Source organism: Pseudoduganella sp. GW821-FHT12E03, from assembly GCF_058807115.1.
Window position 1 is genome coordinate 574,646 of the sequence record NZ_JBXAQJ010000002.1, and the last position, 15,206, is coordinate 589,851.

Here is a 15,206-nt window from a genome sequence, read left to right on the forward strand (position 1 = left end):
AGTCCGGAGGCTGCGCTGTGTTGCTATTCGTTTACATGGAGTCAGCGGTACCTGACACCTTCGGTATCAGGCACCGATATTTACATATTTACATATTTGGATAGTTCGGACCGCCGCCGCCTTCCGGCGTCACCCAGACGATGTTCTGGGTTGGGTCTTTGATATCGCAGGTCTTGCAGTGCACACAGTTTTGCGCGTTGATCTGCAAGCGGTCCTTGCCTTCATCGGTCTTGATGAATTCATACACGCCGGCAGGGCAGTAGCGCGCTTCCGGACCGGCAAACTTGGCCAGGTTGACATCAACCGGGATATTCGCGTTTTTCAGGGTCAGGTGGATCGGCTGGTCTTCCGCGTGGTTGGTATTGGAAATAAATACCGACGTCAGGCGGTCGAAGGTCAGCTTGTTGTCCGGTTTCGGGTACACGATCGGCTGGTAATTCGAGGCCGGTTTCAGGCACTCATGGTCCGCGTGCGTGTGGTGCAGGGTCCACGGCGCCTTGCCACGGAAGATCAGCTGGTCGATGCCGGTCATGATGGCGCCCAGGTACAGGCCACGGCTCAGCCATTGCTTGACGTTACGGGCCACATACAATTCTTCGTGCAGCCACGACTGTTCGAATTTCACCGGGTACGACACCAGCTCGTCGTTGGCGCGGTTGTCCGACAGGGCTTCAAACGCGGCTTCGGCGGCCAGCATGCCCGATTTGATCGCGGCATGGCTGCCCTTGATGCGGCTCATGTTCAGGAAACCGGCGTCGCAGCCAATCAGCGCGCCGCCCGGGAAGGCCAGCTTCGGCAGCGACTGGATGCCGCCGGCGGTAATCGCGCGGGCGCCATACGAAATGCGCTTGCCGCCTTCGAGGAATTGGCGGATTTCCGGATGGGTCTTGTAGCGCTGGAATTCCTCGAACGGCGACAGGTACGGGTTTTCATAGTTCAGGCCGACGATGTAGCCGATCACGACCTGGTTGTTTTCCAGGTGGTACAGGAACGAACCGCCGTAGGTCTTGCTGTCCAGCGGCCAGCCGGCCGTGTGGATCACCAGGCCCGGCTTGTGTTTGGCCGGGTCGATTTCCCACAGTTCTTTAATGCCGATCCCGTAAGCTTGCGGATCCTTGCCTTCGTCGAGCTTGTATTTGGCGATAACTTGCTTGCCCAGATGGCCGCGCGCGCCTTCGGCGAACAGCGTGTATTTGCCGTGCAATTCCATGCCCAACTGGAAGTCGGGACCGGCTTCGCCGTCGCGCTTGACGCCCATGTTGCCGGTGGCGACGCCTTTGACGGAACCGTCATCGTTGTACAGCACCTCGGCGGCGGCGAAGCCCGGGAAGATTTCCACGCCCAGCGCTTCGGCTTGCTGGCCCAGCCAGCGCACCACGTTGCCCAGCGAAATCACGTAATTGCCGTGGTTCTGGAAGCATTCCGGCAACAGCATGTCCGGCGCCTTGTACGCCTTGGTTTCCGTCAGCAACAAGAAGCGGTCTTCGGTCACGGCCGTGTTCAGCGGCGCGCCTTTTTCTTTCCAGTCAGGGATCAGCTCGGTGAGGGCCTTGGGATCCATCACGGCGCCAGACAGGGTATGGGCGCCGAGTTCGCCGCCTTTTTCCAGCACGACGACGGAAATTTCCTGGTTCTTGGCTGCCGCCAGTTGTTTGATTTTAATGGCCGCGGACAAGCCCGCGGGGCCGCCGCCCACGATCACGACGTCATATTCCATCGCGTCGCGTGGGCCGTACTGTTCTACGAGGTTGTTAGGCTGTGTCATAGTTTTTATAGTAACTGTGTTTCGAAAGCTTTTGAAAATAATAGCACGAACGTGCGTAAACGTTTGGGCAACTTGGGCGCCATTTTGCGTGACAATCCTAGACGCCGCAATCTAATACTGGTTTTTATGTAATCATTACGCACAGACCAGAGAGCGTTTTCTGCAACTGGCGAAGCCAATAACAAGACAGGAGTGGCGCCGTGGGCATCGAAGTGAATTTTGAGGGAAAAATCGCGCTGATCACCGGCGCTTCCAGCGGGCTCGGCGCCCGGTTTGCCAAGGTACTGGCGCAGGCGGGAGCCCAGGTGGTGCTGGCGTCGCGCCGGATTGACCGCCTGAAAGAATTGCGCGCGGAAATCGAAGCGGACGGTGGCGCCGCGCACGTGGTGGCGCTCGACGTGACCGACTATGCCAGCATCAAATCCGCGATTGCCCATGCGGAAACCGAGGCTGGCCAGATCGATATCCTGGTGAATAATTCAGGTGTATCTACAACGCAACGTTTGGTGGATGTGACGCCGGAAGATTATTCATTTGTCATGGATACCAATTTGCGCGGCGCTTTCTTCGTGGCGCAGGAAACCGCCAAGCGCATGATTGCCCGCGCCAAGGGCGATCCGAAAAAGCAACACCGCATCATCAATATCGCTTCCGTCGCGGGCTTGCGCGTGTTGCCGCAAATCGGCGTTTACTGCATGAGCAAGGCCGGCGTGGTGCAAATGACCAAGGCCATGGCGGTCGAGTGGGGAAAATATGGCATCAACGTCAACGCCATCTGCCCCGGCTATATTTCCACGGAAATCAACGAGGATTATTTTGCCAGCGAACCGGGCCGCAAGCTGATCGAGATGCTGCCCCGCAAGCGCCCCGGCAAGCCGGAAGACCTCGATGGCTTGCTGTTGTTGCTGGCCGGGGATGAAGCCCACTTTATCAATGGCGCCGTGATTTCCGCCGACGACGGCATGATGGCCATGTAATCAGGCATCCCGACCAACCACAGCGGGCGCCGGCGATGCGACGCGCGGCGGGGCTATCGAGGTTCCCCTATAAGTGCACGCCGACCAGCTTGTGCACCAGTTCCGACGACGTCGCCGCGCTGAACTTCTTCATCAGCCGCGCCCGGTGCATTTCCACCGTGCGCGGCGATAAATTCACGTCGCGCGCAATCACCTTGCTGGTCTTGCCTTCCACCAGCAAGGCGGCAATTTCCCGCTCGCGCGCCGTCAGTTCCGCCGTCACCGGGCGTTTTTCACTGACATCTTCAAAGGTCCAGATGCCCCGTCCCAGCGGGGCATTGGCGTTCAGCGCGTGCCCGGTCACGTGGCACCAGAACAATTCGCCGCTGGCGCGCAACATGATGCGCTCGTCCGAATAGCGGCCCTTCGCGTTCATGATGGGAATGATGCGGTCGCCCGTGCGCTTGAACTCGTCCTGGGTCGGGTACAGCATGGAAAACGATTTGCCGGCCAGATCAAGGCGCTGGTAGCCGAACATCGCGGCCAGCGCGGTATTGGCGGCCAGGATCACGCGGTTATCCGAGATGCACATGCCGACCGGCGCTTCCATGAAGATGGTTTCGTAATCGATGTCTGGCAGGGCGGGGATCATTGAGCGGTAATTCTACGGTATTGTACTTTTGGAGGCCGTATTCTATTCTGGTATGCGTTTGTGAAACAGTGCAAATTTATCAAAAGAAAAGGGACACCAAATGAATAAAGTCTATCCCGATGCCGCGGCCGCCCTGGCCGGCATCGTCCAAGATGGCCAGACGATCGCCGTTGGCGGTTTCGGCCTGTGCGGCATTCCCGAAGCCCTGATCGCCGCCTTGCGCGATACCGGCGCCAAAGGCTTGACGGCGATTTCCAACAATGCCGGCGTCGATGGTTTTGGTTTGGGCCAACTGCTGGAAACCCGCCAAATCAAGAAAATGATTTCGTCGTACGTGGGAGAAAATAAAGAGTTTGCGCGCCAGTACCTGGCCGGCGAACTGGAGCTGGAATTCACGCCGCAAGGCACGCTGGCGGAAAAACTGCGCGCCGGCGGCGCCGGTATCCCGGCGTTCTTCACCAAGACCGGCGTCGGCACCATCGTTGCCGATGGCAAGGAAATCCGTGAATTCGATGGCGAGCAATATGTGATGGAACGTGCGCTGGTGGCCGATGTGTCGCTGGTGAAAGCCTGGAAGGCCGACAAGGCCGGCAACCTGCTGTACCGCAAAACCGCGCGCAACTTCAATCCGAACGTGGCTGCGGCGGGCAAGATCACTGTCGTGGAAGTCGAAGAACTGGTGGAAGTGGGCGAGATCGATCCGGATGAAGTACATACGCCGGGGATTTTCGTGCATCGCATCGTGGTCAACGCGACGCCGGAAAAACGTATCGAACAGCGCACCGTACGCGCCAACTGAGTAAGAGGAGACGAACATGGCATGGACTCGTGACCAAATGGCTGCGCGCGCAGCCAAGGAATTGCAGGACGGTTTTTATGTGAACCTGGGCATCGGCTTGCCGACCCTGGTGGCCAATTATGTGCCAGCCGATATGGAAGTATTCCTGCAATCGGAAAACGGCCTGCTCGGTATCGGCCCGTTCCCGACCGATGACAAAGTGGATGCGGACCTGATCAACGCCGGCAAGCAGACCGTCACCGCGCTGCCGGGCGCAGCGTACTTCAGCTCGGCTGATTCGTTCGGCATGATCCGCGGCGGCAAGATCAACCTGGCCATCCTGGGCGCCATGCAAGTGTCGGAAAAGGGCGACCTGGCGAACTGGATGATCCCGGGCAAAATGGTCAAAGGCATGGGCGGCGCGATGGACCTGGTGGCCGGCGTCAAGAAAGTCGTGGTGCTAATGGAACACGTGGCGACCGCGAAAGACGGCTCGACCTCGCACAAGCTGCTGAAACAGTGCGATTTGCCGCTGACCGGTGTCGGCGTGGTGGACCTGGTCATCACCGACCTGGGCGTACTGGAAGTGACGCCATCGGGCCTGAAAGTCACGGAACTCGCGCCTGGCGTGAGCCGCGAACAAATCGCCGCCGCCACCGGCGTCGAGCTGGACTTCTCTTCGCTGTAAGGCGAGTCCCGGGTGACGGCCCATGCGCCCGCCCCGGGCCGCATGGTGGCTTGATTCAACCAAGCCACCCCACGGACTCCGCACTATCCCATCGCGTGGCGCCGCCGCCACGCATTTCCCTCCCGGCTGCGCCGAAATCGTTATTTTCCAATCAACAGTGTGATTCGTTCAAGCGCACGCCGCGTGTGCTGTTGACCATGCATTGCTGACAATTCAATACTGCTCCTGGCAGCGCTGCCCCTACCTACAACAACCAGGAGACAACATGCAATTTGCTCGACTCCCAATGGCCGGGATGGCTGCGCTCGCCCTGACAACCGGCGCCCTGATCACGGCCTGTGGCGGCGGTACCGATGCCGGCATGGCCGCCAACCCGCAAGCAGTGCGGATGGGCGCGGTGGCCGACAGCTTCGGCCTGACCGAAGACACCAACTTTTATACGATCGACACCGGCGCCGGCCTGGTGCTCAAGATCCGCCGTACCGACAATGGCGTCAGCACCCAATCGGCCGGCGACATCGCATCGATGCTGTACAACGGCGTGCAATACCAGGACCAGGCGCGCGGCAGCCAGGTCAATTCCGGCTTCGACTTCCTGTACACCGGCGTGTCCGCCGTGAACGTGGTCGCCACCACGGTTGGCGCCGACGTGATCAAGGTGACGGTCACGGCCGGCAACCTGACGCACTATTACATCGTCAAGCGCGGTGTCAACAATGTCTACATGGGCACGTATTTCACGACCGAGCCCAGCACCCTGGGCCTGGCCCGCTATATCCTGCGCATCCCGATCAACGCGCTGCCGAACGGTCCCGTGCCATCGGACTTGCGCGGCACCAATTCGACCGTGGAATCGGGCGACATCTTTGGCTTGCCGAACGGCGAAACCCGTTCCAAGCATTACTCGAACATGCGCCTCAAGGATTGGCAGTACATCGGCGCGACCAACAACGCCAGCGGGGTCGGCATGTGGGTGGTGCGCGATAACAATGAAGGCAATTCCGGCGGGCCGTTTTACCGCAGCCTGCTGAACCAGGCGACGTCCACCAACCAGGAACTCACGTACATCGTCAATTATGGCGAAGCGCAGACGGAAACCCTGCGCACCAATATCCTCAACCAGTACACGCTGGTGTTCAACCAGGGCGGCGCGCCTGATGCGGGCGACACCGCGTTCCTCGGCAGCCTGGGATTGACGGGCTATGTCGGTGCGGCGGGGCGGGGCAGGGTGGCCGGGGTCGGCCTGTCCGGCATGGACCCGGCCCATGAATACACCGTGGGTTTTGCCAACAGCACCGCGCAATACTGGGCCAAAGCCGACGCCGGCACCGGCCACTTCGATAGCACCGGCATGTTGCCCGGCACGTATACCCTGAAGGTATACAAGAATGAATATGCGGTGGCGAGCCAGAGTGTGACGGTCGCGGCCGGCGGCACCGTGGCCTTGAACACCATCGACGTGGCGGCCGGCGATCCCGGCAAGGCGGTGGCGCAATGGCGCATCGGCGACTGGGATGGCACCCCGCTCGAGTTCATCAATGGCAGCAAACTCACCACCATGCACCCGTCCGACGTGCGCATGGCGTCGTGGGTGCCGCCCGACTATACCGTCGGCACGTCGGCCGCCGCCACCGGCTTCCCCGCCTACCAGTGGAAAGATGTGAATGGCACGCTGACCATCCGCTTCAAGCTGACCAAGAGCCAGATCGCCAATTACCAGCTGCGCCTCGGCATCACGGCGGCGTTTGCGGGCGGGCGTCCGAAACCGCAAATCAATGGCTGGATTCCCGCCAATCCGGCGGCGTCGACCCAGCCGTCGACACGCACGCTGACGGTGGGCACCTACCGGGGCAACAACACGCTGTACACCTTCAACGTGCCGGCCAGCGAACTGGTGGTGGGCGACAACGTGCTGACCCTGACCGCCATCAGCGGCTCGTCCGGCGTCAAGTACCTGAGTCCCGGCTATGCGTGGGATGCCGTGGATTTTGTGAAACAACCATAAGAGATCGGTATGAAAAAATTGACACGCAAGGCGATGCTTGCCGCATCGCTGATGGGGACACTGTTGGCCGCCGGCCAGGCATCGGCCACGGTGATCGCCACCTTCGGCCAGGGTTCGGCCGTATGGAACACGGCGTACAGCGCCCGGTTCGAAGGCAACCCCACCCTGTCGAACCATTACAAAGAGGGTGGGCTGCTGTTCAGCTATACCGGCTCGGCCAATAACAATGGCTGCGGCTACGCGGGCATCGATTGCTACGACGACCCGGGCGAACTGAGTCCGGCCTTTGGCGGCAATTACATGGCGACGGCGGGCAGCAATGCCTACATCAGCATCCGCCGCGCCGATGGCCTGGATTTTTTCAGCGTGGAATTTGCGGCCGGTTCCGGCTACCTGAATTTGAACGGGTACTGGAAGACGTTCAACAATGGCGCGCAGACCGGCAGCGGCAATTTCTCGAAACCGGATGGCGCCATCCTGGGCCTGGCCGATGTGACTGGCTTTGATGAAGTGCGTTATTTCGCGTTTGCCACCGCCAACCGCACGTCGGGCTTCAGTGCGGCGGCGATCGACGATGTGCGGGTCGGTTTGCCGGAACCGGCTTCCGTGCTGCTGTTCATGACCGGCTTGCTGGGCCTGGGCAGTCTGCGGCGGCGCCGCTGAGCCATAAAAAACGGCACGCCGTGGCGTGCCGTCAAGAACTGCAAGGATGGAAAATCAGGCTACTGAACTACACTGCCGGGTCAGGCTGCGAACTTTACGCAGCCTTTACTGCTGGCGCCACTTCCGCAACTTCACCGACCGGGGAGGGATTGGCCAGTTCACGCTGCATGGTTGCGACATCCAGTTCTTTTTCCCACTTCGACACCACCACCGCCGCCACGCCGTTGCCGACGAAGTTGGTCAGGGCGCGGCATTCGCTCATGAAGCGGTCGATGCCCAGGATCAGCGCCATGCCGGCCACTGGAATCGTCGGCACCACTGCCAGGGTCGCGGCCAGGGTGATGAAGCCGGCGCCGGTGATGCCGGAAGCGCCTTTGGAAGTCAGCATGGCCACGCCAAGGATGGTCAATTCCTGCGCCAGGGTCAGTTCGGTGTTGGTGGCCTGTGCCACGAACAGCGCGGCCATCGTCATGTAGATGTTGGTGCCGTCCAGGTTGAACGAGTAGCCGGTTGGGACCACCAGGCCGACCACTGGCTTGGAGCAGCCCAGTTTTTCCAGTTTGCGCATCAGCGAAGGCAGCGCGCTTTCCGACGAGCTGGTGCCCAGCACGATCAGCAATTCTTCCTTGATGTACGAGATGAAGCGGGTGATCGAGAAGCCGGTCATCTTGGCGATGCCGCCCAGCACGATGAACACGAACAGGAAGCAAGTCAGGTAGAACGAACCCATCAGGGCAGCCAGCGGTTTCAGCGAAGCGATACCGTATTTGCCGATGGTGAAGGCCATGGCGCCGAACGCGCCAATCGGGGCGGCTTTCATGACGATGTTGACCATGCCGAAGATCACGTGGGCAATGTCATCGATGAACTTCGTGACTGGACGGCCACGTTCACCCATCAGCGACAAGGCAAAGCCGAAGATGATGGCGATCAAGAGCACTTGCAGGATGTCGCCCTTGGCAAACGCATCGACGAAGGTGTTCGGGATGATGTTCATCACGAAGTCCGTGGTGGTCTGGGCCTTGGCTTTTTCCGTGTATTGCGCGATGGCTTTGGTATCGAGCGTGGCCGGATCGGCATTGAAGCCGTCGCCTGGACGCAGCACGTTGGCGACGATCAGGCCGATCACCAGCGCAACGGTGGACACCACTTCGAAGTACAGCAGGGCCTTGCCGCCGACGCGGCCGATTTTCTTGATGTCCTGCATGCCGGCGATACCAGCCACCACGGTGCAGAAGATCACCGGTGCGATGATCATCTTGATCAGCTTGATGAAGCCATCGCCGAGCGGCTTCATGGCCACGGCGTCGGTGGGCAGGTACATGCCCATGAGCACACCCGCCACAATGGCGAACAGCACCTGTACGTACAGGATTTTGTAAAACGGTTTTTTCGTTGTCATGATCGCGTCCCCAAGGTTTAGTTACCATGGATGCCGGGCCTTCAGGCCTGGCATCCACATTTCGGTACTGATGGGAGCGATCTTCCGCCAAAGCGGTCAGGCCAGCTATTGTGGCTATCACCATCAGTGATAGCCACAATGCGGTTAATACTTACTGTGCAACCCACCCTCCATCCATGTTCCACGCCACGCCGCGCACCTGCTTGGCGGCATCGCCGCACAGGAACACCGCCAGCGCGCCCAGTTCTTCGGGGGTGACGAATTCGCCGGACGGCTGCTTGTCCGCCAGCAGGGCTTTCTTGGCGTCTTCGTTGGTCAAGCCTTCCTTCAGCGCACGGGTGTCGACTTGCTTTTGCACCAGCGGCGTCAGCACGAAGCCGGGGCAAATCGCGTTGCAAGTCACGCCGGTTTGCGCGGTTTCCAGCGCGGTGACCTTGGTCAGGCCCACCAGGCCGTGCTTGGCCGCCACATAGGCCGACTTGCCGGCCGAACCCACCAGGCCGTGCGCCGACGCCAGGTTGATGATGCGGCCCCAGTTGTTCTTGCGCATGTGCGGCAGCGCCAGGCGCGAAGTATGGAAGGCCGACGTCAGGTTGATCGCAATGATCGAATCCCATTTCTCGACCGGGAAATCCTCGACGTTGGCCACGTGCTGGATGCCGGCGTTATTGACCAGGATATCGACGCCGCCAAAACGGTCGGCGGCAAACGCGAACAGCGATTCGATTTCCCGCGGCTTGGCCATGTCGGCGTTGTGGTACGCGGTTTGCACCCCGAATTCCTTGGCCGTCGCTGTTTGCAACTGGGCGATTTCATGGGTGTCGCCGAAGCCGTTGAAAATGATGTTGGCCCCTTCGGCGGCCAGCGAGCGCGCCATGCCCAGTCCGATGCCGGAGGTGGAGCCGGTGACCAGTGCGGTCTTGCCTTTGAGGAACGAAGAAGTCATGGGTATCCTTATATTGTCTGTAGGGAAAGGCCTGAGCTACACTGCGATAGGATTTTACGTGTAACCCTGTAAAATGTCGCATTGAAAAAAAGGAATGGGCATGCTTGAAGCGAAATTAAAGTCTGTGCAATGCATCTCCCCAAGCGGCTTGCACCAGATGGCGTACAAGGAATGGGGCGATGCCGACAATCCGGCCGTGCTCATTTGCGTGCACGGCGTGACGCGCGTCTCGGACGATTTCGACAACCTGGCGCGCGCGCTGGCGGACCGCTACCGCGTGGTGTGCCCGGACGTGGTGGGCCGTGGCCGTTCCGGCCGCCTGCTGAATCCGCAACTGTACCGCCTGCCGCAATATGTGGCGGACATGGTGACGTTGATCGCGGCGGTGACGGGGCACACCGGACGCAAGGACGTGCACTGGTTCGGCACCTCGATGGGCGGCCTGATCGGCATGGGCCTGGCGTCGCTGCCGGACAGTCCGATCAGCCGGCTGGTGCTCAACGATATCGGTCCGACCCTCGACGGCGCGGCGCTGCAGCGCATCGGCGATTACATCGGCCAGGACGTGCGCTTCCCGACCTTTGAGATGGCGGCCAAATTCGTGCGCGACATTTCCCTGACCTTTGGCCACCATACCGATGCCGAGTGGCACAAGCTGGCGGCCGATGTGCTGGTCCAGGATGCCGACGGCCGCTGGACGCGCCACTATGACCTCGGCCTGGCGCAGCCCTTCCGCTCGACCACGGTGGAAACCGCGCAGGCCGACCAGGCCGCGCTGTGGGCCGCCTATGATGCGATCCGCTGCCCGACCTTGCTGGTGCGCGGCGCCCAATCCGACCTGCTGTCGCGCGCGACCGCGGAAAACATGACACAGCGCGGGCCACAAGCCACGCTGGTGGAGATACCGGACGTCGGTCATGCTCCGACCTTCCTGCACGACGACCAGATCGCGATTGCACGGAAGTTTTTACTCAACTCTTAAACGCAAAGAAAGATCGCAATGGAAATTCAACGACTGCACGTAGGCAAGCGCCTGTCCGAAGCCGCCATCCACAACGGCACCGTGTACCTGGCCGGCCAGGTTGCAGCAGGTAACCCGGACGCCGACATCACGGGCCAGACCCGTGAAGTGCTGGCCAGTATCGACAAACTGCTGGCCGAAGCCGGCAGCGACAAGTCGCGCATCCTGATGACGCAGATTTACATCACCGACCTGGCGCTGTTCCCTGCGCTGAACGCGGTGTGGGAAGAATGGGTGGTGCAGGGCGCCACGCCGCCGCGCGCCACCGTGGAAGCCAAACTGGCCGATCCAAAATGGCTGGTCGAAATGGTGGTGGTCGCCGCCCAGGCGTAATCCAGCAATACGACCCGTAGGGCGGTTTTGCCAAAGGCAAAGCCGCCATTGCATGCAGCGCGCAGGCGCACGCAATGGCCCGTACCTGACGGAACGGCCGCAGCAACACAGTAAGCAAGAGGTTTCATGGTTTCTATCGCCGCGCTGAACAGCGCAACGTCGGACCAGCTGGTTCAAGGCTTGTCCGCCGATGAAGGAGCGCGTGTGCTGGCGGCGCTCGACCAGGCCAGCGCATTGTATGGCGACAAAGTGTGCGCCAGCGGCCAGCCTGCGGTTGATTTCGCGGTCGGTGTCGCCAGTACGCTGGCGTTTTTGAATACGGATGCCGATTCGCGCATTGCCGGCATGATCTTCGAGCTGACCTTGCTCGAGCCGGTCATGGCGCCACGCATCGAGACGATGTTCGGCGAACACGTGGCGGAGCTGGTGAACAGCGTGCGGCAATTGCTGCGCATGCGCGAACTGACGCAAAACCAGCCAACGGGCGGCATCGGGCGCGGCAAGAACGCGGCCCAGCAGGCGGTGGCGCAGGTGGAAACCCTGCGCAAGATGCTGCTGGCCATGGCCACCGACATGCGCGTGGTGCTGGTGCGGCTGGCGTCGTGCCTGACGTCGCTGCGCTACTTTGCCGACATCAAGCGCTTTGACGACGTCACGCGCGCCTATGGCCGCGAAACGCTCGATTACTATGCGCCGCTGGCGAACCGCCTCGGCATCTGGCAATTGAAGTGGGAGCTGGAAGATTTGGCGTTCCGCTTCATCGAGCCGGAAACCTATAAACGCATCGCCAAGATGCTCGAAGAAAAGCGCATGCTGCGCGAAAGCTTCGTGTCGGCCTCGATCGGGCGCCTGCAGTCGGAACTGGCCGCGGCCGGTATCCAGGCGGAAGTATTTGGCCGTCCGAAGCACATTTACTCCATCTGGAGCAAGATGCGCGGCAAGGAGCTCGACTTCACGGAACTGTATGACGTGCGCGCCTTCCGCGTGATCGTGCCGGATATCAAGACGTGCTATACCGTGCTGGGCGTGGTCCACAATATCTGGACCCCGATCCCGAAAGAATTCGACGACTACATTTCGCGGCCTAAGCAAAACGGCTACCGCTCGCTGCACACGGTGGTGACGGCCGATGACGGCCGGCCGCTGGAAGTGCAGATCCGCACCCAGGAAATGCACCAGTTCGCCGAGTACGGCGTGGCGGCGCACTGGCGCTACAAGGAAGCCGGCGGCTCGAATTTCCAGGGCCAGAAATACGATGAAAAAATCGCCTGGCTGCGGCAACTGCTGGCCTGGAAATCCGACGTGGCCGAACACGTGGTGGAAAAGGAAGAAGTGCAGCGCGAGTGGGTGGAAAAGCTCAAGTCCGCGTCGCTCGACGACCGCATCTATGTATTGACACCGCAGGCGCGCGTGCTGGAATTGCCGGTCGGCGCCACCCCGATCGATTTCGCTTACCACTTGCACAGCGACGTCGGCCACCGCTGCCGTGGCGCCAAGGTGGACGGCATCATGGTGCCGTTAAATACCCAGCTCAAGACCGGGCAAACCGTGGAAGTCATCACGGCCAAGGGCGCGCCGGGCACGGCCGGGCCGTCGCGCGACTGGCTCAGCCCCGGCTACACGGCCAGCAACCGCACCCGTTCCAAGGTACGCGCCTGGTTCCATGCGATCGACATGCAGGAAACCCTGTCGCATGGCCGCTCGCAGGTGGAAAAGAGTTTGCAGCGCGAGGGGAAAACCGCTGTCAACCTGGAAGCGCTGGCCGCCAAGCTGGGCTTCGCCAAGGTCGATGAATTGTTCCTGTCGGTCGGCAAGGAGGAATTCAGCCTGCGCCACGTGGAACAGGCGCTGCACGACAGCGGCGAACCGGCCGAGCCGCTTGACGAAGTCTTCGTTGGCAAGAGCCGCGCCTCCAGCGTGGACCAGGGCGCGAAATCGGGCGTGCTGGTGGTGGGCACCGATGGCTTGATGACCCAGCTGGCAAAATGCTGCATGCCGGCGCCGCCGGACCCGATCGTCGGGTTTGTCACGCGTGGCAAAGGCGTGTCGATCCACCGCGTCAGCTGTAAGAATTTTGCGGAAATGCGCAGCAAGGCGCCGGAACGCGTGATCGTCACCGAATGGGGGCGGCGCGTGACCGAGACCGTGTACCCGGTCGGCATCTTCGTGCTGGCGGGCGACCGCCAGGGCTTGTTGCGCGATATCTCGGAAGTGTTTTCGCGTGAAAAGCTCAATGTCATCGGCGTCAACACGCAAAGCGCCAAGGGACAGGCGCGCATGACATTTACCGCGGAAATCGGCTCCACCGCGCAATTGCAGAAAGCCTTGTCGGCGATTGCCGAAGTGCCGGGCGTGCAGGAGGCGCGCCGCGGCTGAGGAATGGGGGCCTGGCGCAATACCAGGCCATGCCAGGTGGCCAGCAACGCGCAAGTAACGTTCAGGCAGGTTCCGGCTGCAAGGTCACGTGGTCGATGCCATGCTTGTCCCGCAGCATGGCGCGGACTTCCTCGAGGATGCGCGGCCAGGCCGCCATGTCGCAAATGCGCACGTGGCCGATCAGCGCCGGCTGCCCGGGCGACATGGCCCACACGTGCAAATCATGCACCGAGGCCACGCCGTTGATCATTTCCAGGTCGGCGCCCACCGCCGCGTAATCGAGCTGGTCCGGCACGCCTTCCATCAGGTGGTGGTAGGACTCGCGCAGGATGGCGAAGGTGGATTTTAAAATCAGCAGCGCCACCAGCACGGATAAGAGCGGGTCGGCCCGCATCCAGCCGGTAAAGTAGATGATCGCGCCGGCGGCCAGCGCGGCCACCGAGCCCAGTAAATCGCCCAGCACGTGCACCAGCGCGGCGCGGGTATTCATGCTGTCCTGGTCGCGCGACAGGACCCAGGCCACCGCCACATTGATCAGCAAGCCCACGGCAGCCACGCCCATCACGGTGGCGCCCTGGACCGCGTGGGGTTCCATCAGGCGGTGCACCGCTTCGGTCAGGATCCAGGCCACCACCAGCAGCATGGCCAGTCCGTTGACGAAGGCGGCCAGGGCTTCCGCCCGGCCATAACCGAAGGAATAGCGTTCGGACGGCGGGCGCCGGGTCATCCATTGCGCCAGCAGGGCCAGCGCCAGCGAGGCGGCGTCGGTCACCATGTGGCCGGCATCGGATACCAGCGCCAGCGAACCGGAAAAGAAACCGGACACCGCTTCGACGCCGGCAAACCCCAGGGTCAGCGCCAGCGCCCAGGCCAGGGTGGCCAGGCTGCGCCGGCGCGACTGGTGCTGGTAGTGCGCATCGCCGTCGAGGTGGGCGTGCAGGTGGGTGGAGTCGGGTGCGCTGGGCATGCCGGGCTTTCTACTTGTACATTACTTGTAAATGCCGGACGTGATCACGTACAAGCCCACTTGGCGGAAGTAGGCTGATTTGGCATGCAGCCGCTGCGATTGCGGATGGACCCATTTATAGTCGACCGGCCCATGCTGGCCCTTGGCGGCGCGTTCGATAATGTCGCGCACGAATTGCTTGTCATCGTCGTCACGGTATTCCAGCGCGGTCAGGCCGACCAGGCGCGGCGTCATGCCATGCGCCATGATCTTGCCCTGCATATCGTAGATGACGACATACAGGTCGCGGTAAATGAAGCGGCCTTTGGGATTGCTGACTTCAAAGAACGTCTTCTCCGGACCTTCGTCGATCAGGTAAGCGGCGGTCTTGTTGATCAGTGCAACCGCTTCTTCCGCCGTGCCGTGTTCGGCCGCGCGGGCGGAAAACGTCAGCAGCAGCGCGGTGAATAAGGGGATCAGGTATTTCATCATGTTGCTCAATGAGAATAGCTCCTGACTATAACATACGACGTTTAAGCAATGTTTTTACAATCTGCCCTTGTCGACCGGGGTTTCGCTCACTATAATGCTGGCTCTCGGGCGGTTAGTTCAGCTGGTTAGAATACCTGGTCGACATCCAGGGGGTCGCAGATTCGAATTCTGCACCGCCCACCA

The 15,206-nt window shown here is 61.1% G+C and carries 14 protein-coding genes and 1 tRNA gene; 9 read left to right on the forward strand and 6 right to left on the reverse strand.

Annotated features, from left to right (window positions below; translation table 11 throughout):
- Positions 1 to 88 precede the first annotated feature (88 nt).
- Positions 89 to 1,765: an electron transfer flavoprotein-ubiquinone oxidoreductase gene (locus AC1RRC_RS06285; RefSeq protein WP_493054404.1), complete on the reverse strand. Its 1,677-nt coding sequence runs from the start codon at positions 1,763 to 1,765 to the stop codon at positions 89 to 91.
- Between the two features lie 200 nt (positions 1,766 to 1,965).
- On the opposite strand from AC1RRC_RS06285, the gene AC1RRC_RS06290 reads away from it, so the two are divergent.
- Positions 1,966 to 2,742 (forward strand): SDR family oxidoreductase, encoded by a 777-nt coding sequence (locus tag AC1RRC_RS06290; protein ID WP_493054405.1) that lies wholly within the window; start codon positions 1,966 to 1,968, stop codon positions 2,740 to 2,742.
- A gap of 67 nt (positions 2,743 to 2,809) precedes the next feature.
- On the opposite strand, the gene AC1RRC_RS06295 is transcribed toward AC1RRC_RS06290, so the two are convergent.
- Complete coding sequence (locus AC1RRC_RS06295; RefSeq protein WP_493054406.1) at positions 2,810 to 3,373, reverse strand: LuxR C-terminal-related transcriptional regulator; 564 nt, start codon at positions 3,371 to 3,373, stop codon at positions 2,810 to 2,812.
- 100 nt (positions 3,374 to 3,473) lie between these two features.
- On the opposite strand from AC1RRC_RS06295, the gene AC1RRC_RS06300 reads away from it, so the two are divergent.
- From AC1RRC_RS06300 to AC1RRC_RS06315, 4 genes are all read left to right on the forward strand, one after another.
- Positions 3,474 to 4,172: a CoA transferase subunit A gene (locus AC1RRC_RS06300; protein ID WP_493054407.1), complete on the forward strand. Its 699-nt coding sequence runs from the start codon at positions 3,474 to 3,476 to the stop codon at positions 4,170 to 4,172.
- Between the two features lie 16 nt (positions 4,173 to 4,188).
- Entirely contained in the window at positions 4,189 to 4,839 is a 651-nt protein-coding gene (locus AC1RRC_RS06305; protein WP_493054408.1) for a CoA transferase subunit B, read from the forward strand.
- A 265-nt stretch (positions 4,840 to 5,104) separates the two neighbouring features.
- Entirely contained in the window at positions 5,105 to 6,844 is a 1,740-nt protein-coding gene (locus AC1RRC_RS06310; protein ID WP_493054409.1) for a rhamnogalacturonan lyase B N-terminal domain-containing protein, read from the forward strand.
- Between the two features lie 9 nt (positions 6,845 to 6,853).
- On the forward strand, positions 6,854 to 7,507 hold the full coding sequence (locus AC1RRC_RS06315) for a PEP-CTERM sorting domain-containing protein (RefSeq protein ID WP_493054410.1): 654 nt from the start codon (positions 6,854 to 6,856) through the stop codon (positions 7,505 to 7,507).
- Between the two features lie 94 nt (positions 7,508 to 7,601).
- Here AC1RRC_RS06315 and AC1RRC_RS06320 read toward each other — a convergent pair whose 3' ends face one another.
- The gene (locus AC1RRC_RS06320; RefSeq protein WP_493054411.1) at positions 7,602 to 8,909 is read right to left on the reverse strand and encodes a dicarboxylate/amino acid:cation symporter; all 1,308 of its coding nucleotides are present in this window, start codon (positions 8,907 to 8,909) and stop codon (positions 7,602 to 7,604) included.
- A gap of 151 nt (positions 8,910 to 9,060) precedes the next feature.
- Positions 9,061 to 9,855 (reverse strand): 3-hydroxybutyrate dehydrogenase, encoded by a 795-nt coding sequence (locus tag AC1RRC_RS06325; RefSeq protein WP_493054412.1) that lies wholly within the window; start codon positions 9,853 to 9,855, stop codon positions 9,061 to 9,063.
- Between the two features lie 100 nt (positions 9,856 to 9,955).
- Between AC1RRC_RS06325 and AC1RRC_RS06330 the strand changes: the two genes are divergently transcribed.
- The 3 genes from AC1RRC_RS06330 to AC1RRC_RS06340 all read left to right on the forward strand — a co-directional run bounded on the left by AC1RRC_RS06330 (position 9,956) and on the right by AC1RRC_RS06340 (position 13,585).
- On the forward strand, positions 9,956 to 10,837 hold the full coding sequence (locus AC1RRC_RS06330) for an alpha/beta fold hydrolase (protein ID WP_493054413.1): 882 nt from the start codon (positions 9,956 to 9,958) through the stop codon (positions 10,835 to 10,837).
- An 18-nt stretch (positions 10,838 to 10,855) separates the two neighbouring features.
- Entirely contained in the window at positions 10,856 to 11,209 is a 354-nt protein-coding gene (locus AC1RRC_RS06335; protein ID WP_493054414.1) for a RidA family protein, read from the forward strand.
- Between the two features lie 126 nt (positions 11,210 to 11,335).
- Positions 11,336 to 13,585: a RelA/SpoT family protein gene (locus tag AC1RRC_RS06340; RefSeq protein WP_493054415.1), complete on the forward strand. Its 2,250-nt coding sequence runs from the start codon at positions 11,336 to 11,338 to the stop codon at positions 13,583 to 13,585.
- 61 nt (positions 13,586 to 13,646) lie between these two features.
- Here the strand turns inward: AC1RRC_RS06340 and AC1RRC_RS06345 are convergent, their stop codons facing one another.
- Together AC1RRC_RS06345 and AC1RRC_RS06350 are read right to left on the reverse strand one after the other, a co-directional pair.
- Positions 13,647 to 14,552: a cation diffusion facilitator family transporter gene (locus tag AC1RRC_RS06345; RefSeq protein WP_493054416.1), complete on the reverse strand. Its 906-nt coding sequence runs from the start codon at positions 14,550 to 14,552 to the stop codon at positions 13,647 to 13,649.
- Positions 14,553 to 14,573: 21 nt separating this feature from the next.
- Entirely contained in the window at positions 14,574 to 15,023 is a 450-nt protein-coding gene (locus tag AC1RRC_RS06350) for a cache domain-containing protein (protein WP_493054709.1), read from the reverse strand.
- 106 nt (positions 15,024 to 15,129) lie between these two features.
- Between AC1RRC_RS06350 and AC1RRC_RS06355 the strand changes: the two genes are divergently transcribed.
- A tRNA-Val gene (locus AC1RRC_RS06355) sits at positions 15,130 to 15,206 on the forward strand.